At 64.1% G+C, this 23,983-nt stretch carries 21 protein-coding genes; 5 read left to right on the forward strand and 16 right to left on the reverse strand.

The window, feature by feature from the left end; all coding sequences use genetic code 11:
- Positions 1-103 precede the first annotated feature (103 nt).
- The 10 genes from rodA to leuS form a co-directional block, all read right to left on the reverse strand.
- Positions 104-1,249, reverse strand: coding sequence for a rod shape-determining protein RodA (rodA, locus tag A6D6_RS04900; RefSeq protein ID WP_201303701.1), 1,146 nt, complete (start codon positions 1,247-1,249; stop codon positions 104-106).
- The gene (gene mrdA / locus A6D6_RS04905; protein WP_159660099.1) at positions 1,246-3,180 is read right to left on the reverse strand and encodes a penicillin-binding protein 2; all 1,935 of its coding nucleotides are present in this window, start codon (positions 3,178-3,180) and stop codon (positions 1,246-1,248) included. Before mrdA ends, rodA begins: the two co-directional genes overlap by 4 nt.
- A gap of 104 nt (positions 3,181-3,284) precedes the next feature.
- Positions 3,285-3,755: a 23S rRNA (pseudouridine(1915)-N(3))-methyltransferase RlmH gene (gene rlmH, locus A6D6_RS04910; RefSeq protein WP_080530565.1), complete on the reverse strand. Its 471-nt coding sequence runs from the start codon at positions 3,753-3,755 to the stop codon at positions 3,285-3,287.
- An 81-nt stretch (positions 3,756-3,836) separates the two neighbouring features.
- Positions 3,837-4,211, reverse strand: a complete 375-nt coding sequence (gene rsfS, locus A6D6_RS04915) for a ribosome silencing factor (RefSeq protein ID WP_022996036.1) — start codon at positions 4,209-4,211, stop codon at positions 3,837-3,839.
- Positions 4,201-4,995, reverse strand: a complete 795-nt coding sequence (gene nadD, locus A6D6_RS04920) for a nicotinate-nucleotide adenylyltransferase (RefSeq protein WP_159660100.1) — start codon at positions 4,993-4,995, stop codon at positions 4,201-4,203. The genes rsfS and nadD overlap by 11 nt, the downstream gene beginning before the upstream one ends.
- Positions 4,996-5,074: 79 nt before the next feature.
- On the reverse strand, positions 5,075-6,331 hold the full coding sequence (locus A6D6_RS04925; protein WP_159660101.1) for a glutamate-5-semialdehyde dehydrogenase: 1,257 nt from the start codon (positions 6,329-6,331) through the stop codon (positions 5,075-5,077).
- 73 nt (positions 6,332-6,404) lie between these two features.
- Positions 6,405-7,262, reverse strand: a complete 858-nt coding sequence (locus A6D6_RS04930) for a class I SAM-dependent methyltransferase (protein WP_133490282.1) — start codon at positions 7,260-7,262, stop codon at positions 6,405-6,407.
- Positions 7,263-7,472: 210 nt separating this feature from the next.
- On the reverse strand, positions 7,473-8,477 hold the full coding sequence (gene holA / locus A6D6_RS04935; protein WP_133490283.1) for a DNA polymerase III subunit delta: 1,005 nt from the start codon (positions 8,475-8,477) through the stop codon (positions 7,473-7,475).
- 5 nt (positions 8,478-8,482) lie between these two features.
- Positions 8,483-8,986 (reverse strand): LPS-assembly lipoprotein LptE, encoded by a 504-nt coding sequence (locus A6D6_RS04940; RefSeq protein WP_133490284.1) that lies wholly within the window; start codon positions 8,984-8,986, stop codon positions 8,483-8,485.
- A gap of 184 nt (positions 8,987-9,170) precedes the next feature.
- A complete protein-coding gene (leuS, locus tag A6D6_RS04945) occupies positions 9,171-11,621 on the reverse strand; it encodes a leucine--tRNA ligase (protein ID WP_133490285.1) in 2,451 nt (816 codons plus the stop codon).
- Positions 11,622-11,770: 149 nt separating this feature from the next.
- On the opposite strand from leuS, the gene A6D6_RS04950 reads away from it, so the two are divergent.
- Positions 11,771-12,397: a YdcF family protein gene (locus A6D6_RS04950; protein ID WP_159660102.1), complete on the forward strand. Its 627-nt coding sequence runs from the start codon at positions 11,771-11,773 to the stop codon at positions 12,395-12,397.
- A gap of 238 nt (positions 12,398-12,635) precedes the next feature.
- Here A6D6_RS04950 and A6D6_RS04955 read toward each other — a convergent pair whose 3' ends face one another.
- The 6 genes from A6D6_RS04955 to lnt all read right to left on the reverse strand — a co-directional run bounded on the left by A6D6_RS04955 (position 12,636) and on the right by lnt (position 20,574).
- Positions 12,636-14,093: an SLC13 family permease gene (locus A6D6_RS04955; protein ID WP_159660103.1), complete on the reverse strand. Its 1,458-nt coding sequence runs from the start codon at positions 14,091-14,093 to the stop codon at positions 12,636-12,638.
- A 76-nt stretch (positions 14,094-14,169) separates the two neighbouring features.
- Positions 14,170-15,924, reverse strand: a complete 1,755-nt coding sequence (locus A6D6_RS04960; RefSeq protein ID WP_159660104.1) for a SulP family inorganic anion transporter — start codon at positions 15,922-15,924, stop codon at positions 14,170-14,172.
- 28 nt (positions 15,925-15,952) lie between these two features.
- Entirely contained in the window at positions 15,953-17,626 is a 1,674-nt protein-coding gene (locus A6D6_RS04965) for a bifunctional protein tyrosine phosphatase family protein/NAD(P)/FAD-dependent oxidoreductase (RefSeq protein ID WP_159660105.1), read from the reverse strand.
- Between the two features lie 21 nt (positions 17,627-17,647).
- Entirely contained in the window at positions 17,648-18,514 is an 867-nt protein-coding gene (locus A6D6_RS04970) for an MBL fold metallo-hydrolase (RefSeq protein WP_133490290.1), read from the reverse strand.
- 110 nt (positions 18,515-18,624) lie between these two features.
- Positions 18,625-19,008, reverse strand: coding sequence for a nuclear transport factor 2 family protein (locus A6D6_RS04975; RefSeq protein ID WP_159660106.1), 384 nt, complete (start codon positions 19,006-19,008; stop codon positions 18,625-18,627).
- Between the two features lie 96 nt (positions 19,009-19,104).
- The gene (lnt, locus tag A6D6_RS04980) at positions 19,105-20,574 is read right to left on the reverse strand and encodes an apolipoprotein N-acyltransferase (RefSeq protein WP_159660107.1); all 1,470 of its coding nucleotides are present in this window, start codon (positions 20,572-20,574) and stop codon (positions 19,105-19,107) included.
- A gap of 297 nt (positions 20,575-20,871) precedes the next feature.
- Between lnt and cynS the strand changes: the two genes are divergently transcribed.
- The 4 genes from cynS (at position 20,872) to A6D6_RS05000 (ending at position 23,977) form a co-directional block, all read left to right on the forward strand.
- On the forward strand, positions 20,872-21,312 hold the full coding sequence (cynS, locus tag A6D6_RS04985; RefSeq protein WP_133490293.1) for a cyanase: 441 nt from the start codon (positions 20,872-20,874) through the stop codon (positions 21,310-21,312).
- A gap of 151 nt (positions 21,313-21,463) precedes the next feature.
- Positions 21,464-22,444: a LysR family transcriptional regulator gene (locus A6D6_RS04990; protein WP_159660108.1), complete on the forward strand. Its 981-nt coding sequence runs from the start codon at positions 21,464-21,466 to the stop codon at positions 22,442-22,444.
- Positions 22,445-22,547: 103 nt separating this feature from the next.
- Positions 22,548-23,498, forward strand: coding sequence for a tripartite tricarboxylate transporter substrate binding protein (locus A6D6_RS04995; RefSeq protein ID WP_159660109.1), 951 nt, complete (start codon positions 22,548-22,550; stop codon positions 23,496-23,498).
- A gap of 29 nt (positions 23,499-23,527) precedes the next feature.
- On the forward strand, positions 23,528-23,977 hold the full coding sequence (locus A6D6_RS05000) for a tripartite tricarboxylate transporter TctB family protein (protein ID WP_159660110.1): 450 nt from the start codon (positions 23,528-23,530) through the stop codon (positions 23,975-23,977).
- Positions 23,978-23,983: the final 6 nt, after the last annotated feature.

The following is a 23,983-nucleotide window of genomic DNA, read 5'->3' on the forward strand; positions in this document are numbered from 1 at the left end:
GGCTGGGGCCATAATATCGGGGTCGGCGAGGTTAAACCATGATCGCGGCGCGCGCCGCGCCGGCGGCCGACCCCAATTGCTGACCATGGAATCCGCCGCCAGTTCAGAAGTTGATGAAGCGCCGGTGGGTGTGGATCGACATCAACATGCCGAAACTGGCCAGCAGGGTGACGATCGAGGTGCCGCCGTAGCTGACCAGTGGCAGCGGTACCCCGACCACGGGCAGCAGGCCGGATACCATGCCCACGTTGACGAACACGTAGATGAAAAAGGTCATGGTCAGAGCCGCCGCCAGCAATCGGCTGAAGGTTTCCTGGGCCTGCCAACTGATGAAGAAGCCGCGTCCGATGATCACCAGATAGACCGCCAGTAACAGCAGGAACCCGATCAGACCAAACTCTTCCCCAAGCACGGCGAGAATGAAATCGGTGTGGGACTCCGGCAGGAAATCCAGCCGCGACTGGGTGCCGTCCTGCCACCCCTTGCCGCCGATGCCGCCGGAGCCGATGGCGGTTTTTGACTGGATGATGTTCCAGCCCGCGCCGCGCGGGTCCGCCTCCGGATTCAGGAACGTATCCACCCGGGTGCGCTGGTAATCGTGCAGAACGAAGAAATACATCAGCGGCGCGGCCACCACCAACACCAGCACCGCCAGCCCGATCAGGCGCCAGGACAGACCGGCCATGAACAAGACCACCAGGCCGGCGGCGGCAATCAGCAGCGCGGTGCCCAGATCCGGCTGCATGGCGATCAACACCGTCGGCAGGAAGATGAGCACCAGTGAGCCGAGCACATTGCGTTTTGACGGTGGCAGAGTACGGTCGCTGAAGAACCAGGCGACCATCGCCGGTACCGCGAGTTTCATCAATTCCGCGGGCTGAAAGCGGCCGATGCCGGGCAGACTCAGCCAGCGCTGTGCGCCCTTGGCCTCGGTGCCCACAAGAATAACCAGTGCCAACAGGGCCAGGCCGACGCCGTACACCAGAGGGGCCCAGAAACGGAATGTCCTCGGTGGTAGTTGCGCCAGCACCAGCATCATCAGCAAACCGCCACCGAAGCGGATGGCCTGACGGATCACCGTATCCAGGCTGCCGCCGCTGGCACTGTAGAGGACCGCCAGGCCGCCCAGCATGGTCAGCAGAAGGGCCGCCAGCAGCGGTGGGTCCAGGTGCAGACGCGTGGCTACCGGAGTGCGGAAGATGGCATGACCACCGTTGTCGGTGGTTCTGACCGGATCGACTTGACTCATGGGGTAGCCGTCCTGGTCGAGGTGGTGGAGGCGGTGGTGGTCGGCGCGGGCGGCCCATTCTGTATCGGTGGACGCGCCAGCGGTTCCGGAATATGCAGGTCGCCGTCTTCATTCAACAGCCAGGCGTCCATCACCTGACGGGCCACTGGCCCGGCCACGGAGCCGCCGTGACGGCCGTTCTCCACCATCACCGCCACGGCGATGGCCGGATTCTCAACCGGCGCGAAGGATACGATCAGAGCATGGTCAAGCATGCGTTCCGCCAATTCCGCCTCGTTATAGGTTTCTTCCTGGCCAACCGAAAACACCTGAGCGGTGCCGCTTTTGGCGCCCATATGATAACGGGCGTCCTTGGCCATGACACGGCCGGTACCGCGATTGCTGTGGACAACCGCCTCCATGGCGTGCTTCATGCGCTCCCAGTCCCGAGGGTCCTTGAGCACGATGTCCGGGCGACGTGGCGGATGGGTTTCATCGGCGGCCAGGGTGGGCACCACCTGATGGCCGTCGTTGGCGAGTATCGCCGTGGCCACCGCCAGTTGCAGCGGTGTGGTGAGCATGAAGCCTTGTCCAATACTGGTGTTGATGGTGTCGCCATGGAACCAGGGCGCGTTACGAGCGGCCCGCTTCCATTGGCGGGAGGGCATGTTCCCCTCGGATTCGTTGAGCAGGTCGATGCCGGTGGCTTCGCCGATGGAGAAACCGATCATGAAATCGTGCATGCGGTCGATGCCGAGCCGGAACCCCATATCGTAGAAATAAGTGTCACAGGATTGCACCACCGCTTTTTCCATATCCACCTGGCCATGCCCCCAGCGCTTCCAGTCCCGGTAGCGGTGCGGATTGCCCTCCAGGCTGAAATAGCCGGGGTCGTGGATGGTCCTCTCCCAATTGGTGACGCCGGCATCCAGGCCCGCCAGACCGAGCATGGGTTTCACCGTGGAACCCGGCGGATAACGGCCCTGCAAGGCGCGGTTGAACAGGGGGTGGTCGTGATCCTGCTGATATCGGGCATAGTCCTTATGGGAGATGCCGGTAACGAACAGATTGGGATCGAAGCCCGGGCGGCTGACGAAGGCGAGCACGCTGCCGTCGCGGGGATCAATGGCGACCACCGCGCCGCGCCGCTCGCCGAGGGCGTCATAGGCGGCCTGCTGCACTTTCAGATCCAGGGACAGACGCAGATCGTCACCGGGTATCGGTGGCTGCTCTTCCAGAACCCGCAGGATCCGGCCGCGGGCGTTGGTTTCCACCTGACGATAGCCAACCTGCCCGTGCAGCCGATGCTCGTAATAGCGCTCCACGCCGGTGCGGCCGTAATAATGGGTGCCGCTGTAGTTACGCTGTTCGGCCAGGGTCATGTTGTCCAGATCCTCGGCACTGAGGCGGTTGACGTAACCGAGCACGTGGGAAAACAGATGGCTGTGAGGGTAAAAGCGCACCGGTGAGGCCGTTACCCTGGCACCGGGCAATTCGTGTTGATGCACCGCGATGCGGGCAATCTCCTCCTCGGTGAGCCGGCCACGCAGTGGAATCGGCTCCCACGGGCGGCGGGCGCTGGTGCGGCGCCGCTCGAACCGCTCCAGGTCGTCGTCGGTAAGCGGGATCAAGCGGCGGATACGATCCAGTGTGTCGTTGAGGTCCGCGCTTTGTTCCACCGCCAGTTCCAGGGTGAAATCCGGCCGGTTCACCGCCAGGATTTCCCCGTTGCGATCGGTGATCAGGCCGCGCGGAGGCGACATCGCCTGGGTCAGCACCCGGTTGTTGTCACTAAGAGTGGTGAACCGGCTGTGCTGGGCAATCTGCAGCCAGGCCATGCGCCCGACCAGTACCAGTGACAACACCAGCACCAGCGCCACCGCCACCAGCAGACGCAGGCTGAACAGACGGTGCTCGTGATGGTGGTCCTTGAGGGTCAGCGGTTGGCGCATGTGGACCCTGTGATCGGTTCCGTGACCGGTCGCCATGGCACGGTGATCGGAACGAAATGTGAGTGTGGATCGCGCATGGCAGCCAGATTACCGGGTGGTTTTGCTCAGCGATGATAGGGGTGGCCGGCAAGCAGCGTCCAGCCACGATACAGCTGTTCGGCAAGTAATACCCGCACCAGAGGGTGCGGCAGCGTCAACGCCGACAGCGACCAGCGCTCGTCGGCGTCGGCGGACAATCTGGCACACAACCCATCCGGGCCTCCCACCAGCAGCGCCAGATCCTGCCCGAGATCCCGCAATTCGCCGAGGCGTTGTGACAGCATGGGCGTATCCACCGCTTTGCCGGTGACCTCCAGAGCCACCACGCGGGCGCCGGGCAGTTTCTCCAGCCGCTTGCGGATGGCCTCACCCTCGGTCCGCACCAAAGCGGCGACGTCGCCCTTGGCCCGCTTGGGCAGTGGGATCTCCTCCAGCAGCAGGCGCATGTCCGGCGGCAGCCGCTTCTGGTATTCCTGGAAGCCCTGCTCGACCCAGGCCGGCATGCGGGTGCCGACGGCAAACAGATGGATGCGCATAGACTCTCCTGCGGCGCCCTCCTGAACCGGCCCTGAGTGATGCCGGCTCAGGCAAATGGGACTGCGAAACGGCTGGCGGGTTCAGCCCGGATCCTTGTTGGCCGGCGTGCCGGTCCGCTCGGGATGGTGATCCGGATTGCGCCATAGACGTTCCAGATCATAGAACTCGCGAGTGGCGGGCAGCATCAGATGGACAATGACGTCACCGAGATCCACCAGGATCCACTCGGCGCCTTTTTCGCCTTCGGTACCCAGCGGGCGATAACCGGCCTGTTTGGCCCGTTCCACCACGTTGTCCGCCAGGGCTTTGACGTGGCGGTTGGAGGTGCCGCTGGCGATGACCATATCGTCCGCCACACTGGTGAGCTCGCGAACATCCAGGTGGGTGACGTTCCGTGCTTTCAGCTCTTCGAGAGCGTCGAGTACCAGATCCAGCAGAGAGGTGTCAGAACTCATGGGGCCTCGTTGTTTCCATTGTATTGGCGCCGGTATTGGTAGTGGCGTCGGTATTGGTAGTGACGTCGATGTTGGTAATGGCGTCGGTATCGGGTTCTATGATTCCGGGCGCCGCCGGGGCAGCGGATGTCCGCACATTATACAAACCATGGCGGCGGATATGCGCTTCCACCACGGAGGTCAGGGCACGGCATTGTCCCCGATGCTCCAGCGCCTCGCGGATGGCGGTGGCGGAAATGTCCATATGCGGATGCGTCAGCATCAGCCGGCGCCCCGCCGGAAGGGTCTGCAGCAGGCGCGCCTGGCCGCGTGGAAAGGCCTTTTCCACCGCCGGCAGCGGTGCCGGCGCGCCGGGGCGGGGGACCACCGCCAGATGGCACAGGGCGGCGAAGCGGCGCCAGCCGTGCCATTGATGCAGGCTGGCGAAGCTGTCGGCGCCGATCATGAACACCAGTGGCCGCCGCCGGCCAATGAGGCGGCGAAAGTGCTGCAACGTCAGGTGAGTGTAGGACGGGCCGGCCTGCCGCAACTCCCAGTCATCCGCCTGCAGGGCCGGATGTCCGGCGCAGGCCAGGCGCACCATGGCCAGGCGCTGGCTGGCGTTCGCCAAGGGCTGGGGCCGATGTGGCGGCACCGCGTTGGGCAGCAACCGCACCGGTGCGTCACCGAGCACCTGGGACACGGCCAGGGCGGCGCGCACATGGGCGCCATGAACCGGGTCGAAGGTGCCGCCGAACAGGATAAGAGGCCGGACGCCGGACGCCGGATACTGGACGCTAACCATGGAGACCTCCCGGCTTTAGCGTCTGGCGTCTGGCGTCTGGCGTCTGGCGATGAGGCTGGAGATTCAGAATCCGCTCCCGTTACTGACGCACATGCCCGTCGCCCAGCACCACCCATTTTTGACTGGTCAGCCCTTCCAGGCCCACCGGGCCCCGGGCATGGAGCTTATCGGTGGAAATACCGATCTCCGCGCCCAGGCCGTATTCGAAGCCGTCGGCGAAGCGGGTGGAAGCGTTGACCATCACCGAGCTGGAGTCCACTTCGGCGAGAAAACGCCGTGCCCGGGTGTAGTTCTCGGTGATGATTGCTTCGCTGTGCTGGGAACTGTAGCGATGGATGTGATCCATGGCCTGATCCAGACCATCGACGAGGCGAATCGCCAGAATCGGTGCCAGATACTCTTCTTCCCAGTCGCTTTCCGTGGCGGCGGCGATGTCCTTCAGCAGCGCCCGGGTGCGTTCGCAGCCCCGCAGCTCCACACCCTCTTCCCGGTACATCCGCGCCAGCTCTGGCAGCACGGTGGCGGCGATGTCCCGGTGCACCAGCAGCGTTTCCATGGTGTTACAGGTGCCATAGCGCTGGGTTTTGGCGTTGTAGGCGACCTTGATCGCCTTGTCGGCATCGGCGTCCACATCGATGTAGGTGTGGCAGTTACCGTCCAGATGTTTGATCACCGGCACCCGTGCTTCCCGGCTGATACGCTCGATCAGGCCCTTGCCGCCACGGGGAACGATCACGTCCACGTATTCGGGATGGGTGATCAACTCGCCCACCGCGGCGCGGTCGGTGGTTTCCAGTACCTGTACCGCGGTTTCCGGCAGGCCGGCGGCGGCCAGGCCCTGGCGCAGGCAGGCGGCGATGGCCTGATTGGACTCAATGGCTTCGGAACCGCCACGCAGAATCGCCGCGTTGCCGGATTTCAGGCACAGTGCCGCCGCGTCGATGGTGACGTTGGGACGGGATTCGTAAATGATGCCGATCACGCCCAGGGGCACGCGCATGCGGCCCACCTGGATGCCGGACGGACGATAGTTCAAATCGGTGATTTCCCCCACCGGATCGGCCAGCGCGATGACCTGCTCGAGCCCTTCCACCATGCCTTCGAAGCGTGCCGGGGTCAGTTCCAGGCGATCCAGCAAGGCCGCGTCCAGGCCGTTGTCGCGGCCCCGCGCCAGGTCGCCCTGGTTGGCGGCGAGAATGGTGTCACGGTGCTCGCGCAACGCCCCGGCGATGGCCATCAGGGCATTGTTCTTGTCACCGGCGCTGGCCCGGGCCATGGCGCGGGCGGCGTCGCGGGCCTGCTCGCCCACGTTGGCCATGTACTGCTGGATATCCATGTGTTCTGTCATGCCGTGTCGATCGGAAGCCCCATAGTATAGGTGCAGGACGACAGCGGCGAAACCGGCGCCGTCACGCTGCTCCGGTGCGGGCCTCCAGGACACGCACCATCGGTGTGCGGCGGGTACGCGGAATGGGCAGCCGCTGGTAGTAATCCGCCGGGTCGTGAATGTCGAGATGGTGGAAACCGAGGGCGCGAAAATGGGCCCGGCTCTGCTCATTGGAGTCGAAGTGGAAGCTGACCTGGCTGCGGGACAGGACACCGAGCACGCCACCCAGGGTTTTCAGGGTCCGCTGAATACGGCGGTTGGCGTAAAGCGGATAATTGTCGGTGAGATAACGGCCGTCGGGAAAGCCGGCCAGCGATGTCGCCAGCCGTTGCCAGAACGGGCTGATCGAGGCCAGCGAGAAATAGTTGATCAGGCCTTCGGTGACCACCGCCACCGGCTTGTCCGGGGCGAAGCGGGCCAGCAGGGCGGGCACGCTGTCTTCGCCTTGTTCCAACAGAATGTTGACCGGTTCCACCCGGTGCCGGTCGCCAAGCGCACCGAGCCGCGCCAGCAGCCGTCGTTTGCGCCGGGCCATGTCCGGCAGATCCGCTTCCACATAGGTCATGTGGGGGTACTGCTGGCGAAAACGATAGCCGCGCGGGCTCAGACCGCAGGCGATTTCCAGAATCTGCAGGTCCGGGTAGTGCTCTATCAGTGACCGCAGGCGGGCGTCGATGAGGTAATGGCGTTGCAGCAGGAAGGTGCGGATATTGCCGCCCAGCAGTTGCTTGCCCACCGCCTCGAAGGGGGTCATCGCATGGTATAGCAAGGCCCCGGCGCGGGTCTGGAAATCCGCCGAGGAAAGCCCGTTACGCACCCACACCTGGCCGGTATAAAGAGCGGTAAAGCTGATCGAGGAGGTGTCCAGACGCTGCGGCATAGGTTGTTCCTGGCGACGATGACAATAATGTGAACCGACCCTAGCAGAACGGCGGGTTCCGAGCGGGCCAATCCGGGCCTGACCCGGGGCCGCCGTCAACGGAGCCCAGTGGTTGTAGAGGGAGCAGAGAGAGGCCGGATCAAGTCCGGCATGGCGTTTTCAGGTTTTGGCGTGCCGGCGTGCCGCGTGTAAGCGTGCCAGCGATCGGTCTTACCTTTCCAGAATCGGCGGCAGGGGCTGGCCGGTGAGGCGCAGCACCAGGCTGCTGAGATGTTTCCAGGGATCGCCGGGAGCCATGCCCTTGACGGTGCGGTCGGCGCGGATCGCCAGGGCCTGGGCCTGATGCAACTGGCGCGGCCGCAGGCGCGAAGCCTGGGTTTCCATGGCGCGCATGCGGGCGGGTGGCATGCGTGGCGGGTTGCCGCCGGTGAGCAGGGCGTCCAGGCCGCGCAGGTGGCGGCTCAGGGCCCACAGGATCACCGGCGGCTCCACGCCCTCGGCCCGCAGTGTTCGCAGGACCCGCAGGGCGCGGGCGGGATCGCCCTGGGCGGTGGCGTCGGTGAGATCGAAAGGCGTGTAACGGCTGGAATCGCCCACCGACTGTTGCACGGTTTCCGGGGTCACGTGGCCGTCCTCGGCCAGCAGGGCCAGTTTGTCCACCTCCTGGGCGGCGGCCAGCAGGTTGCCTTCACTGCGCTGGATCAGCAGTTCCAGGGCGTCTTCGTCCGCGTTGAGACCGCGGCTGGCCAGACGGTCCCGCAACCAGGGGTAAAGCTGGCGCCCTTCCACCGGCCAGATCTCGATGACCGCGCCGCAACCGTCCAGCGCCTTGACCCAGGCGCTACCCCAGTCCTTGCGACGGTCCAACCGTGAACAGCGGATCAGCAGCAGGGTGTCGGGGGAGGGGCTGGCCATCAGGTCCCGCAGGATCTGGCTGCCGGCTTTGTCCGGGCGCTTGTCGTTGAGCACGACCTCAAGGATTCGGCGGCCGCCAAACAGGCTCAGGCTTTGCGCTTCGTTGAGCAGGGCGTTCCAGTCGATGCCGGTGTCGGCGCTGAAACGCTGTCGCTCCTCGAAGCCGCGCTGGCGGGCCGCGGCCCGCAGGGCGTCCAGGGTTTCGTCTTGTTGCAACGGCTCGTCGCCGGCCACCAGATAGACCGGCAGCAGCTCTTCGCCGTTGAGGTGTTTGCCCAGTTGGTCCGCGCGCAGCCGCATGGCGGTCAGTTCCGTTGTACTTTGCGGGAAGCGTCCGCCAACTGGTTGATCAGGCGGTAGACGATGTCGTCGTACAGATCCTGGCGGATCATTTCTTCCTCGTCGGACGAGGCGGTGATGTTGTCCGGGTAGTAGGCCAGGTTACGCAGTGCCCGGATGTGGCGGGGCGGGTTGAGTGGCGCCTGGGTGTCGCGGTCGATCAACTGCCACACCAGTTCATAATGCAATTCCAGTTCGGCGATCCGCCCGCGCTCGTCCACCGCCGCCGTGCGCCGGTCCCAACGTTCGTCGATGACCCGGATCACGTAGGGCGACTCGCCATGCAGCAGTACGCCCAGCGGCGTCAGCTCCCGTTCCAGGGTGTAGCGCAATTGAGCGGTGCCACCAGCCAGGGTGACACTCTCGAATTGCGGGGTGTGGGTCTGGCCGCGCAACTGCCAGCCGCTGCACGCCGTCAGAAGAAGTGTGGCGAGAACAAGCAACAGTGTGCGATGTGGGACGAGCGTCATGACGATCTCCGTGAGCTGTTGACCTCGCGTTGGCGGTCTTGCCGGTTAGGGCGCCGCCTCTGAACAACGTCATGCCGGACTTGTCCGGCATCTCCATCCACGGAGCCATGCGCTCTCCGGAGGGAGATCCCGGGTCAGGCCCGGGATGACGGGGTGTATTCAGAAACGCTTTAGTTGGCAACCATTAGTTGACGACAAGGTTAACCAGTTTGCCGGGCACCACGATGACCTTGCGCACGGTCTTGCCGTCGATGAACTTGCGCACGTTCTCTTCGGCCATGGCCAGCGTTTCCAGGGCAGCGTTGTCGGCGTCCGCCGGTGCTTCCAGTTTGGCGCGCACCTTGCCATTTACCTGCACCACCAGTTCCACACTGTCCTTGACCAGAGCGCTTTCGTCCACTTCGGGCCAGACGGCGTCGATCACCGCGTCATCATGGCCCAGTGCCCGCCACAACTGGTGCGAGGCGTGGGGAATAATGGGTGACAGCAACAGCACCGCGGCTTCCAGCGCTTCCTGACGGACCGCGCCTGCCTGTGGATCATCGGCGGCAAGACGGCCGGTGTCGTTGATCAACTCCATCACCGCGGCGATGGCGGTATTGAAGGTGTAACGGCGGCTGAAGTCGTCGCTGACCTTCTGAATGGTCTCATGGGTCTTGCGGTGCACGGCCTTGGCGTCGGCACTCAGTGTGTTCGCATCCAGTGCCGGGGCGGCGCCGTCTTCGACATGCTCGGCCACCATCCGCCACAAGCGCTTGATAAAGCGGTGCGCGCCTTCGACGCCGGCGTCGTTCCATTCCAGCGACTGTTCCGGTGGCGCCGCGAACATCATGAACAGCCGCACGGTATCGGCACCGTATTGCTCGATCATCTGCTGTGGGTCCACGGTATTGCCCTTGGACTTGGACATCTTGGCCCCGTCCTTGAGCACCATGCCCTGGCACAGCAGCCGCTTGAACGGTTCGTCGCTGTCGAGCAGGCCGGCGTCACGCATCAGCTTGTGGAAGAAGCGTGAGTAGAGCAGGTGAAGGATGGCGTGTTCGATGCCGCCCACGTACTGGTCCACCGGCAGCCAGTAATTGGCGGCGGCGGGGTCCAGCATGGCCTGGTCACTGTCCGGACTGGCGAAGCGGGCGAAGTACCAGCTCGATTCCATGAAGGTGTCGAAGGTGTCGGTTTCGCGCAGGGCGGGCTGGCCGTTGTACTCGGTTTTCGCCCACTCCGGGTCCGCCTTGATCGGCGAGGTGACGCCGTCCATCTCCACGTCCTCGGGCAGCACCACCGGCAATTGGTCCTCGGGCACCGGCACCTGGCTGCCGTCTTCCAGAGTCAGCATCGGGATCGGTGCGCCCCAGTAGCGCTGGCGGGATACACCCCAGTCGCGCAGACGGTAGTTGACCTTCTTTTCGCCCAGGCCGCGCTCACTGAGCCAGGCGGCAATGGCGTCGAAAGCCGCCTCGGAGGTGAGGCCGTCGAATTCGCCGCTGTTGACCAGCTTACCCTTGACGGTAAAGGCCTCCTTGGTCAGATCGATGGTTGCGTCGCCGGCGGGTTCGATCACCTGGCGGATCGGCAGATCGTATTTCCGCGCGAACTCAAAATCGCGCTGGTCGTGGGCGGGCACCGCCATCACCGCCCCGGAGCCGTAGTCCATCAGCACGAAGTTGGCGATCCACACCGGTACTTCCTCGCCGCTGATCGGGTGGAGAGCATAGCGGCCGGTGAATACGCCTTTTTTCTCCATGGTGGCGAGATCCGCCTCGGCCACTTTGGTATGGGTGCATTCGTCAATGAAAGCGGCGATGTCCGCGTTGTCCCGGGCGGCCAGTCGCGCCACCGGATGCTGTGCCGCCACCGCCACATAGCTGACCCCCATAAGGGTGTCCGGGCGGGTGGTGTAGACGCTCAGGGCGTCGTCGCTGTCCCGCAACGCGAAGTCAAGCTGCACGCCTTCGGACCGGCCGATCCAGTTGCGCTGCATGGTCTTGACCTGTTCCGGCCAGCCGTCCAGCTGATCCAGGTCTTCCAGCAATTGATCCGCGTAGGCGGTGATTTTCACGAACCACTGGGGAATGTCCTTGCGCTCCACCAGAGCGCCGGAGCGCCAGCCGCGTCCGTCGATCACCTGTTCGTTGGCGAGCACGGTCTGGTCCACCGGATCCCAGTTGACGGTGGACATTTTCTTGTAGACCAGACCCTTCTCGTAAAGCCGGGTGAAGAACCACTGCTCCCAGCGGTAGTACTCCGGGCGGCAGGTGGCCAGCTCGCGGCTCCAGTCATAGCCGAAACCGAGCTGTCTGAGCTGGCGCTTCATGTAGTCGATGTTCTCGTAGGTCCAGTGCGCCGGCGCGCTCTGGTTCTTCACCGCCGCGTTTTCCGCGGGCAGGCCGAAAGCGTCCCAGCCCATTGGCTGCATCACGTTCTTGCCCTGCATGCGCTGATACCGGCTGATTACATCGCCGATGGTGTAGTTGCGCACATGGCCCATGTGTAGTCGACCGGAGGGATAAGGGAACATGCTCAGGCAATAGAATTTTTCCTTGCCCGGTTGCTCGGTGACTTTGAAGGTCTCCTGATTCTCCCAGTATTCCTGGGCTTCCCGTTCTACCTGGTCGGGGCGATACTGTGCGTCCATCGGTTCTCTTAGCGTTAGGTCAATGGGTGTCTGGCAGTGTGTCGTCGAATAAGTCATGTCGCATGACCGGCGGGCGGTGCGCGAGCCGGGCACATGCGGATACATGAAGGGAACATAGGATACATGAGCGGGGCGCGGGCAGACAGCGAATGGACGAGGTAATGATTCTGGGCATGGTGGCGCTGGTGATGGCCGGCGCTACCCTGCCGGCGGTGGTCGCCCGGTTTTACCCGCCGGTACCGCGGCGGCGCGCTTCCTCGCCGCCGCGGGCGGGGGGGGTACTGGGGGCGGGGCGGCGCCGTGACGGTGAAGGGTACCGCCTCAACACACTGGGTCTGAAGCGGTTACGGGTGGCGCTGGAACTGGCCCGTGAGCGGCAATTGCCGTTGCTGCTTTGCGGTGGCGCTCCCGGCGGCCAACCTTTGCTGCCGGAGCAATCCGAGGCCGCGCTGATGGCCGAGGTGGTGCGCCGGCGCTGGCCGGACGCGCCCCTGATGCTGGAACAAGAGAGCCGCAATACCTGGCAAAACGCGGTGATGGCGGCCCGGATTCTGCGCCTTCGCGGTATCGAGAGCCTGATGTTGGTCACCGATCAGGCTCACCTGTGCCGTGCCACGCTTTGTTTTCAGGCCCAGGGTCTGGAAGTGACGCCTCACCCGGCTACCTTGTTGCCGCGCCGCCCCTGGATGCCCTCCGCCGGGGCGCTGTCGCAGATGCCGGTGATCTGGCGCGAGTGGCTGGCGCTGATCTGGTATCACTGCAAATACCCGTTGTGACGATCGCGGTAAAAACGGCGCGGGTAAGCAACACGCTGATTCGCTGTCAGGCGGAGTGCCACCCGGCAGGTTGCCAAGGTCTGCACTGCAAAGCCGCTGTGGGAAGCTGGCTTGCCAGAGAATGGGTCTGAGATAGTACTCACACTGTATTCGCTGGCAAGCCAGCTTCCCACAGCGGCTTCGTGGCGACCTCTGAATGAACGTCATCAAAAGCTTGGCGGGTTTAGCGGGTAAGCGTTTACCAGATGGTCCTCACCAGCACATGGCTGAGCAGGGTCACCACCACGATGCCCACCAGGTTGAGGAGGAAGCCAGCGCGGATCATGTCGCTGATGCGCAGATGGCCGGTGCCGAAAACAATGGCGTTGGGTGGCGTCGCCACCGGCATCATGAAGGCGCAACTGGCGGCGATGGCGGCGGGAATCGCCAGCAGTTCCGGTGACATGCCCTGCGACACCGCCAGGGCGCCAAGCAGCGGCAGAAAAGCGGCGGCGGTGGCGGTGTTGGAGGTGACCTCGGTCAGAAAGATGATCACCATGACCACCATGCCGATCAACAGCACCAGCGGCAGGAAACCAAGCGCTCCCATGCCCTGGGCGATCCAGTCGGCGAGCCCGGTGGCGCGGATCTGAGCGGCCAGGGACAGGCCGCCGCCGAACAGCAGCAGCACGCCCCAGGGCAGCTTGCCGGCATGGCCCCAGCTCATCAGGAAATCCCGGTTCTTGAGGCTCACCGGCACCAGGAACAAGGCGATGGCCGCCGCCATGGCAATACTGGTGTCGTTGATTCCCGGCACGACTTTGGCGATCAAAGGCTGGAATACCCAGGCGAAGGCGGCGCACAAAAACACCACCGCGACCCCTTTTTCACCCCGGGACAACGGTCCCATCGCCTTGAGCTCGTTGTTGATCAGAGCGTCGCTGTCGGCCAGTTTTTCCGCTTTGCGCAGGCCGCCCCGGGTCAGCCACAGCCAGGTCACGACCAGCATCACCACCGACACCGGCACCCCCACCAGCATCCACTGGCCGAAGCCAATGTGAATATCGTAATTGTCCTTCAGAAAGGCAATCAGCAGCGCGTTGGGTGGCGTGCCGATCAGGGTGGCGATGCCGCCGATGCTGGCGGCGTAGGCGATGCCCAGCAACAGGCCGATGGAGAGACGTTCGCTGTGCGGATTGTCCTCGCCGAGCAAGGTGATCACCGACATGCCGATGGGCAGCATCATGATGGAGGTGGCGGTGTTGCTGACCCACATGCTGAGAAAGGCGGTGGCGAGCATGAAACCGGCCACCTGGTAGGCGGGTTGGCTGCCGACGGCGCGCAGGGTCATCAGGGCGATGCGCTTGTGCAGATTCCAGCGTTCCATGGCCAGCCCCAGCATGAAACCGCCGAGAAACAGAAAGATCGCCGGGTTGGCGTAGGGCGCGGACGCCTTGTCCACGGTGCTGATGCCCAGGGCGGGCGCCATCAGAATCGGCAGCAGGGAGGTGACCGGAATCGGGATTGCCTCGGTGGACCACCAGGTGGCCATTAACAAGGTCAGGCCCACGGTACGCCAGCCTGCTTCACTCAAGGTGCCGGGCGGATCGGTGAGCAGGCAGGCCAACAACAGCAGGGGGCCGAGAAACAGGCCGATCCAGGCGGCGATATCGGTGTCTTTCTTGATCTCGGCCTGATGCCGGGCAGCGTCGGTCATTGACCACTCCTGGGGCGCATAACGAAAAACAAACCAGTATGCGCTCAGGCCTGGACGCTGGGAATTAGACTTATCGCTAGGACGGCGGGGAGAGGCTCGCCGGGTCCAGAGTGCGCAAGGCGTCGAAATGGGTCAGAAAGATTCGGCCATGCAGGTGTTCCGGGAAGGGGGAGCGGCGCAAACGATCCATCACCGGGCCTTTGACCTCGGACAAATGCAGCGTGACACCGGCGTCCCCCAGCCGTTGATTGAGGCTTTCCAGGCTGTCCAGCGCGCTGGCGTCGATCTGGTTGACCGCCGAGCACAGCAGTACCACGTGGCGGACCTGGGGACGCTGCATCACGCCGTCGTAGATCTGATCCTCCAGATGGCGGGCATTGGCGAAGTAAAGAGACTCGTCCACCCGCAGCGACAGCACGGAGGGGGACACTTGCACCTGATGCCGCTGCACATTGCGGAAATGCTCGGTGCCGGGCACCTGGCCCAATTCCGCCACATGGGGCTGGCCGGTGCGCCACAGGAACAACAGCAGCGACGACAGCACCCCGGCGATCACGCCCACTTCCACGCCCATCAGCAGCACACCAGCCATGGTCACGGCCATGGCCAGGCCGTCCGCGCGGGAATAGCGCCAGGTGCGGGCCAGGGCGCCAAGGTCCACCAGGCTGAGCACGGCGACGATGATGGTGGCGGCCAGGGTGGCCTTCGGCAGAGCCTGGAACCAGGGCGTGAAGAACAGGGCAGTCAGGGCGATCCCCACGGCGGTGAGGATGCCAGCCAGGGGGCTGCGGGCGCCGGCATCGAAATTCACCACCGAGCGGGAGAAGCCGCCGGTAACCGGAAAACCGCCGCTCACCGCCGAAGCCAGGTTGGCCATGCCCAGGCCGGTCAGTTCCGCGTTGCTGTCGATGCGTTGACGGCGCTTGGCGGCCAGGGTCTGGGCCACCGACACCGATTCGACGAAGCCGATCAGGCTGATCAGCAAAGCCGGCAGCAGCAGTGCCCGCCACAGTTCCGCATCGAACGCAGGCAGACTCAGATCCGGCAGACCGCCGGGAATGGCGCCCACCGTGGCCACGCCTGCCTGATGCAGATTCAGGCCTTCCACCGCCAGGGTGGTGAGGATCACCGCCAGCACCGGCGCCGCCTTGCTGACAAGGTCCGCCGCCGACGCGGAAAGACGGGTGCGGGCGAGCAGGGATTTCAGGCCGGAGCGGGCCCAGAACAAGAACGCCAGAGTGAGCAGGCCGAGGACCACCGTGGTCCATTGAATCCGGCCGATTTGCGCCACCAGGGCCCCCCCCAGAGCCCACAGTGTGTCACCGTGCAAGGGAATACCCAGCAGATGTTTGAGCTGGCTGGCGGCGATCAGCAGACCGGAAGCGGAAATAAAACCGCCGATCACTGAATGACTGAGCAGGTTCGCCACCCAGCCGAGACGCAGCAGGCCCATGCCGACCAGCATCAGCCCGGAGAGCAACGCCAGTACCGTGGTGGCGAGCAGGAAAGTGGCGCTGTCACCGCCGGCCACCTGACCGGCGGCCGCGGCGGTCATCAATGAGATCACCGCCACCGGCCCCACCGCCAGGGTGCGACTGGAGCCGAACAGGGCGTAGGCCACCAGCGGCAGAATGCTGGCATAGAGCCCCATCTGCGCCGGAACACCGGCGAGTAGCGCGTAAGCCAGGCTCTGCGGGATCAGCATCAGGGTGACGATCACCGCCGCCAGGCCATCGGCGCTCAGATCCCGGCGCTGATAGCCGGCCAGCCAGCGTGACGCCGGCAGCCAGGACGGCAGTGACGGGCGGCGGCGAGGGGAGGCCGGACTCACCGTTGGTGAGCCCGGTAATGGAGCAGGGTCATTTGGTTGGACCGGTGAGCCATTCGTGGCCTTTCAGCATCAGGTCGAAATAGATGCGCGGCATGGCCTTGGCCTTGAGCCACCAATACAGCGAGCGGGCCTGGGTGGGGGCCAGCGGAAAAGTGGGCTGCAGTACGCCCTGGTAGCCGAATTCCGCCAGGATCACCTTGCCTTTTTCCACGGTCAGCGGGCAGGCGCCGTAGCCGTCATAGGCGGCGCCGGGGGACCGGCCGTCGAGCACCGACAGCAGGTTTCCGGCCAGTACCGGCGCCTGTTTGCGTACCGCCGCGGCGGTCTTGGCGTTGCTGGTGCCGGCCGCGTCGCCAAGGGCGAAGACATTGGCGAAGCGCGGATGTTGCAGGGTGGCCGGATCCAGATCGACCCAGCCGTTGCCGTTGGCCAGTGGGCTGTCAGCGACGAACGCCGGCGCTTTTTGTGGCGGTGTCACGTGCAACAGGTCAAAGCTCTCTTCCCGCTCCCGTGCGTTACCGTCCTGATCCTTGTCCACGAACCAGGCTTTGCGATGGCCCGCGTCCACCGCTTTCAGGGTGCTGCGGAAGTTCAGAGTGGCGCTGTAGCGCTGTACGTATTCCATCAACGGCGGCACGAAGTCGGCGACGCCGAACAGCGCCTCGCCGGCATTGTGGAAGTGCACGTCGATATTTGGCAGCGCGCCGCGTTGCTCCCAGTGATGGCAGGACAGGTACATGGCTTTTTGCGGCGCGCCGGCGCATTTGATGGGCATCGGCGGTTGCGTGAACAGGGCGCGGCCATGTTTCAGGTTCTGCACGCATTCCCAGGTATAGGGCGCATGCTCGAACAGGTAGTTACTGGTCACGCCGTTGTGGCCGAGGCTGTCGCGCAGGCCTTCCACCGCGTCCAGATCCAGTTCCAGGCCGGGGGCGACGACCAGCGCGCGATAGCCGAGGCGGTCGCCATCATCCAGGATCACCTGGTTGCGCTCCGGATCGAAACCGGCGACCCGGGCCCGGATCCATTTGCTGCCTCGTGGCATCACCTGGGTCATCGGCCGGGCGGTATCGCGGCGGCGGAAGGCGCCGGCGCCGACCAAAGTCCAGGCGGGCTGGTAATAATGAGTGTCGCGCGGTTCCACCACCGCGACATTCAGGGACGGACGCCGCTTCAGCAGGCTGGCGGCGGCGGCCAGTCCACCGGCGCCACCGCCGATGATCAGCACATCCCAGTCGTTGGCCGGTGAACGGCGGGGGGCGTCAGCGCCTTGCCCCTGCTGCCAGCGTTGCTCCAGGCGGGAGCGCTGTTTTTCCAGGTCATAGCCGGCGGCGGTGGTGGTGGCGAGCACCGTTTGTGGGTCCAGCCGTGAGGACTGCGATAGTGCCCACAGTGTGCTGGAGCGGTTGCCGGTGCGGCAGAAAGCCATGACCGGCGCGCGATTGTCCGCCAGCAGTTGTCCGAAGCGCTGGATCTGATCGTCGCTGATTTCGCCCGGGGTGATTGGCAAATAGTAATATCGCAGGCCGGCTTCGGCGGCGGCTTCGGCCAGAGCCTCGCTGGCGGGCTGGTCCTCGCCTTCACCGTCCGGGCGGTTGTTGATGACGGTGTGAAAGCCGGCTTCGGCCAGGGCCTGCATATCCCCGGGCTGCAGCTGACCGGCCACCGAGATGGCCGGCGTCAGAGTCTTGTAGTCGTTCATTGCGCTCCGCTCTCGTGTCTCTTAAATCGAATTCAGTGGAATCTTCAGATAGTGGACGCCGTTGTCCTCCGCCGGTGGCAGATGGCCGGCGCGCATGTTGACCTGTACCGACGGCAGGATCAGGCGCGGCATACCCAGTCCGGCATCGCGGCTCTCGCGCATGGCGACGAACTGATCCTCACTGACCCCGTCGTGAACATGGATGTTGGCGCGCCGCTGCTCCTCCACGGTGGTTTCCCAGTGGTACTGCTCGCGTCCCTCGGGCAGGTAATCGTGACACAAAAACATGCGGGTCGAGCCGGGTAATTCCAAAAGTTTGCGCACCGACTGGTACAGGGTGCGGGCGTCACCGCCGGGGAAGTCACAACGGGCGGTGCCGTAGTCGGGCATGAACAGAGTGTCGCCGACGAATACCGCGTCGCCGATCCGGTGACTCATGCAGGCCGGAGTATGGCCCGGGGTGTGCAGGGCCACGGCTTCCAGATTACCAACCCGATAATGCTCGCCATCCTCGAACAGGTGATCGAACTGGCCGCCGTCACGGGCGAATTCGGAACCGGCGTTGAAGATCTTGCCGAAGGTGTCTTGCACCGTCCGGATATGAGAACCGATGGCGAGCTTGCCGCCCACCTGTTCCTGAATCCAGGGTGCCGCCGACAGGTGATCGGCGTGGACGTGAGTCTCCAGCAGCCATTCCACGGTGAGGTCGTGCTCGCGCACGTAATCCACCAGCCGCTGGGCGCTGTCGTAACGGGTGCGCCCGGCGGCCGGGTCGTAGTCAAGCACTGAATCCACCACTGCGCAGTGCCGGGTATCCGGGTCGGTCACCACATAGCTGACGGTGTTGGTGTTGGTGTCGAAGAAACTTTGCACTTGCGGACCGGCCATGACCCTATCCATCCAAAACGTTGCGGGATGGCACCGTTATAGGGGGCACGGAAGCGAAAGTCAAATAAGTTATATGCTTATTCTATTTGGGAATAATTGGTTCAGGCCGGTTATAATGCCGGGGCGCCATAAAGGGCCTCGCCGTGGATCTGACGTCCGTTCTCAAAACGCATGATTTCACAGGCGAACGCCCGCTTGCCATTGGCGCTGGCGATGTAATGCACCACCAATTGCTGGCCCGGTTCGTCACAGATGGCGGCCACCAGCTCGAAGTGCAAACCTGGCCGGTCGGCCAATGCCGCTACCCAGTAATCGCGCAGTGCCGCCTTGCCCTGAATACGGCTGGTGCCGACGTAGGGCTCGGCCACCGCGCTGATGAACACCGCGTCGTCGCTGAAGGCGGACACGACCGCTTCCACATCCCCCCGGTTCCAGGCGGCGATCCAGTGGTCGGCGTGTGATTGCAAATCAGCGTGAGTAAGACGGTCTGGCATGGAACCTCCGGGCAGTAATCAGCAGGGAAATCCGAGTATGGTGCCTGGCGGGAATGGCCGTCACGGTACAGATGACGGCCGTTTGCGCGGTACTGATCAGGACGTGCCTTTGCGGCGGCCCGTCCCGCCAGCCAGCACCGCCATGGCCAGGGCCACCAGCAGCGTGGGCCAGACACCGGCCACCATGAAGGGAGTGCGGCCCTGGCGCGGCTGATATTCGCTGATCAGTACGCCGCGTTCGAATTGCGGTAATCGGTCACGTACCCGGCCATGCGCGTCGACCACCGCCGTGACACCGTTATTGGTACCGCGCAGCAGCCAGCGCCCGGTTTCCAGGGTGCGCATGCGGGTCATCTGGAAATGCTGCAAGGGTCCGGCGGAGTGGCCGAACCAGGCATCGTTGCTGATGGTCAGCAGCACATCAGCATTGCCGGTGCGCTCCGCCACCTGGGCCGGATAGAGCATCTCGTAGCAGATCGCCGGCGCGATCTCCTGACCCAGGGCGAACAGGTTGGGCTGGGCGGGGCGGCCCGGCGTGAAGCTGGACATGGGCAGATCAAAGAAGGGAATCCAGCCGCGGATCAGGCCCTCCAGCGGCACGTATTCGCCGAACGGAACCAGCTTCTGCTTGTGATAAACACCATCGTGGCCGGTGCCCACCACCGCCACGCTGTTGTGGTATCGCGGTGGGTAGGTGCTGGCATCGCGCCAGGGCAAACCACTGACCAGGGCACCGCCCCTGGCGGCGATCCGTTCGCCCTCGCCATCCACGAAGCCGCGAATATCCTGATAGAACTCGATCATCGCCGACTCCGGCCAGATCACCAGGGTGTCCTCCGGCAGATCGGCGCTAAGCGAGTGGTAGATCTTCTGGGTCTCGTCGCGCATGGTGGCCAGCCACTTCAGGTCCTGCGGGATGTTGCCCTGCACCAGAGCCACCTGTTGCGACGGACCGGAAGGGTGGGTGAAGGCATGGCGGCCGGCCAGCAGGGCCGCCGTCACCAGAATCAGTACCACCGCCACGGCCGCTCCGGCGCTGACCCGTGGCCGGGCCAGATCCACCACGGTGGCGGCGGCCAGCACCAGCGTCAGAGTGAGGGCCCAGACGCCGCCCAGCGGCGCCAACCCGGCCAGTGGCGTATCGATGGCGGCGTAACCGGCATAGAGCCAGGGGAACCCGGTCAACAGCCAGCCACGCACCCAGTCCAGCACCAGCCAGGTGCCGGCGAACACCATGGCGCGGGTGCCGCGCCGCTTGGTGAACCAGAAAGCCAGCCCATAAAACAGGGCCAATCCCATGGCGAACACGGCGGTGAATGGAATCGACATCCATAACGGCATGAAGCCGTAATCGGTCATTGAAACGTGCAGCCAACTGATTCCAAAGCCGAACATGCCGACGCCATACAGCCAACCCGCGGCAAAGGCCCGCCCCGGAGTTGGCGACCGCACCAGGGCGGTATAACCGAGAGCGGCGCTGACCAGCACCAGTGGCCACAGATCGTAGGGGGCAAAGGCGAGGGGAAACAGTAGCCCCGCGATCAGGGCGAGCAGCAGGTTGGGCATGGTTGTCGGCGATCCCCAAATGAACTCGGAAACAGGGCGTAACGGTTGGCCCCAGCATAGTGAGGCCACGTTATACGCAAATTAATCGCCTTGCGCCATGGGGCCCTGTCTCTGAGTTGGTATGGAGCTTGCAACGCTTGGGGAACCTTTGAAAAACACCTCGTCATCCCGGGCTTGACCCGGGATCCCCCTCTGGAGGGCGCATCACTCCGTAGCGGGAGATGCCGGATCGAGTCCGGCATGACGTTTTTTCCGAGGCTTGTTAGCAGGAGAGTGTGCCGTGACAGGAGAGATACCGTGGATAAACAGCAAATGACCGACCTTATTGTCACCGCCAAGGCAAAGCGGGGACTGACCTGGGAAAAGATGGGCGAGGACCTGGGGATGTCGCCGGTATGGCTGGCGTCCGCCTGCCTTGGCATGAATGGCGCGCCGCCGGAAAAAGCCATGGCGATCACCGAGTACCTGGGGCTGGACCAGGGCGTGGCCAGGGCATTGGAAGCGTTTCCCACAAAAATCTGGGACCAGACCGTGCCGACGGACCCGTTGATCTACCGGTTCTACGAAATCGCGGGGGTTTATGGCACCACGCTGAAAGAGGTGATCCAGGAAAAATTCGGCGACGGCATCATGAGCGCCATCGACTTCACCATGGAAGTGGACAAACAGGAAGACCCCAAGGGAGACCGTGTGGTGGTGACCATGAACGGAAAATTCCTGCCCTACAAGCATTGGTGACGGGGAGGGCGGTCAGGTGAGAAAAGGGCCTGACCGGCCTCCGGCCTTGTTGGCGCCTTGCCGTGCCATAAAAAAATGGTATATAAGCTGCTTGTGCATCATTAAATGCGATCGGAAAGGGCCCGGTGGGGCCCGTTGAGAGACAAGACGCATGAATCTCAAGCAGCTTCGCGCGCTGGTCGCGGTGTTCGAGGAAGGCAGCTTCTCCGCCGCCGCCAGCCGTCTGAATATCGTGCAACCGGCACTCAGCCAGCAAATCATCGGTCTTGAGAGGGAACTCAACGTTCAGTTATTCGAGCGCACCAATCGTGGTGTCACGCCCACGCCTTACGGTCAGCGGCTGGTTAACCATGCCCGTCTGATCCTGCGGCAACTGGAGATCGCCCGGAACGACCTGAGAACCTCCATGGAGTCTGAACCGGCCGGGGAGGTGATCATCGCCCTGCCGGTGACGGTGACGCCCTTTCTGGCGCCGCGCCTGCTGGCCTGGCTGGAGGAACACTATCCGCTTATCCGGCTGCACATCGTCGAGGGGCTCAGTTCGGAAAGCGGTCATGTGGTGGAAACCGGCAAGGTGGAACTGGGGGTCAACCCCAACGCCGCGGAACTGGACGACGTGGAATCGATCCCGGTGCTGCGTGAGTACTTTTATCTGATCGGCGCGCCGGAACTGGTGGGGCCGGAAACCGGCGATATCGATCTGGCGGACGCGGTGGGCCGTCCGCTGATCCTCGGCGACCGCACCCACAATATGCGCCGTGTGATCGATGAGCACGTGGTGGCCGCTGGCGCCCAGTTGAACCTGCGCTTCGAGCAGAACGGCCCGAAAACGTTGACCTCGGTGGTGGACCAGGGCATGGCCTGCATCATCGCCAACCTGCCCATGCCGCTGCCGGACAATCGTACCCATCCGCGTCGGGCGCGGCGCATCGTCAATCCTCTGGTGCAGCGCTTGATGACCGTGGCCTGGCCGCGCAAGCGTCCCCTGTCGCGCCCGGCCGAGCGGGTGCGCGACGGGCTGATCGCCTTGATGGTGGAGGCGGCCCGGGCGGGCGACTGGCAGGCGGAGGTGGTGCTGCCCGAGGAGCAGATGCCGGCATTAAAAAATATGATGTCAGATATCGTGAAATAATATTTTTTTCTCCTGAGAGGCCCTCGTACTCTGCTTGGAACGTTTTGGGCCCTTGGCCCTCCGTGCAAAAAGAAAACTGGGCGAGCTGCCCGTGGAGAGCAGAATGAGACTAATAAGACACTGCGCAGCCGCCGTTCTGGCGGTGTGCACCCTGACCGCGATGACCATGTCCCCGTCGGCGACGGCGGACGACTGGCCATCCAAACCGATCACGCTGCTGGTGGGCTTTTCCGCCGGTGGCGGCGCCGACACCCTGGCGCGATTGATGGCCCGGGCGCTGGAACAAGACCTGGGTCAGCCGGTGGTGGTGGAGAACAAGGCCGGCGGCGGCGGCGTGGTGATGGCCACCCTGTTGCAGCGGGCCCCGGCGGACGGTTACACCATCGGTTTCACCTCGGATTCCACCTTCGATGCGCTGCCGTTCATCGTGCGCACCGCCTACCAGCCCGACGACTTCGATTATCTGGCCACCGTCACCGAGCTGCAGAACGCTCTGGTGGCCGGCGCCAGCGCGCCGTTTTCCACCTGGGAAGAGATGCTCGCCTATGCCCGCGAACAGGGCGGCCTCACCTTTGGTTCGCTGTCGCCGATTACCACCAAGTTCGCGGAACGTCTGGCCAAGCAGGAAGACATCCGCGTTCGTATCGTGCCGATCAAGGGCGGGCGTCAGATCATCACCGATGTGATGGGGCGCCACCTGGACGTGGGCTGGAGTGCCGGCGTGCACCAGGCCTATCTGAACGACCAGGGCGTCAAGGTGATCGTGGCCATGAACAGCGAACGCCTGCGCACCTCCCCGGATGTGCCCACCATTCGTGAGCAAGGCTATGACCGCAGCTACACCAGCTATTTCATGCTGGCGGCGCCCAAGGGCATCCCCGGGCCGGTCCGCGAGAAGCTGCTGGCGGCGATTCGCAAGGCGGCCACCTCCAAGGACGTGGCGAACCTGGCCGAGGAAAAGATGAAGTTCCCCAATGTGGTGCTGCCGGCGGAAAAACTGACCCGCTTTATCCAGCTCCGCAGCGCCGATAACGAGCGCGAATTCTCCGAATAATCACCGCGTTTTCGCGAGGCAAAGCTGTCATGAACGCTCGGATCGTGGATCTGTCGGCGGGGGTGCTTGTCACCCTGGCCGGCCTCTTCACCCTGTTCTATCTGATTCCACAACACATCAGCCCGAGTCTGGGCTTTGGTTTGTCGCCACGGGCCTTCCCGTACCTGTGCGCCACCGCGGTGACGGTGCTGGGCGTGGCGCTGGTGATCTTCAGCGCCCGCGATCGGGCGCTGGCGGAGCGGCCCGCTCCGGTCAGCCGCGCGGCGCTGAAGCGGCTGGTGGTGGTGCTGGCGGTGCTGACGCTGGTGCTGGCGCTGATGCAATGGGTCGGCTTTCTGGCGGCGGCGGTGGTGGCGGTGGCGTTGTTGATGCTGCTGATGGGCGAACGCCGCTGGCTGCCCATCGTACTGACGTCCGTGGGCTGGAGCCTGTTTCTCTGGGTTCTGTTCGATCGCGTGCTGGGCACGCCCCTGCCTTAGGAGACT

Origin of the sequence: Alcanivorax xiamenensis, from assembly GCF_009846745.1 — a bacterium.
GTDB lineage: Bacteria > Pseudomonadota > Gammaproteobacteria > Pseudomonadales > Alcanivoracaceae > Alloalcanivorax > Alloalcanivorax xiamenensis.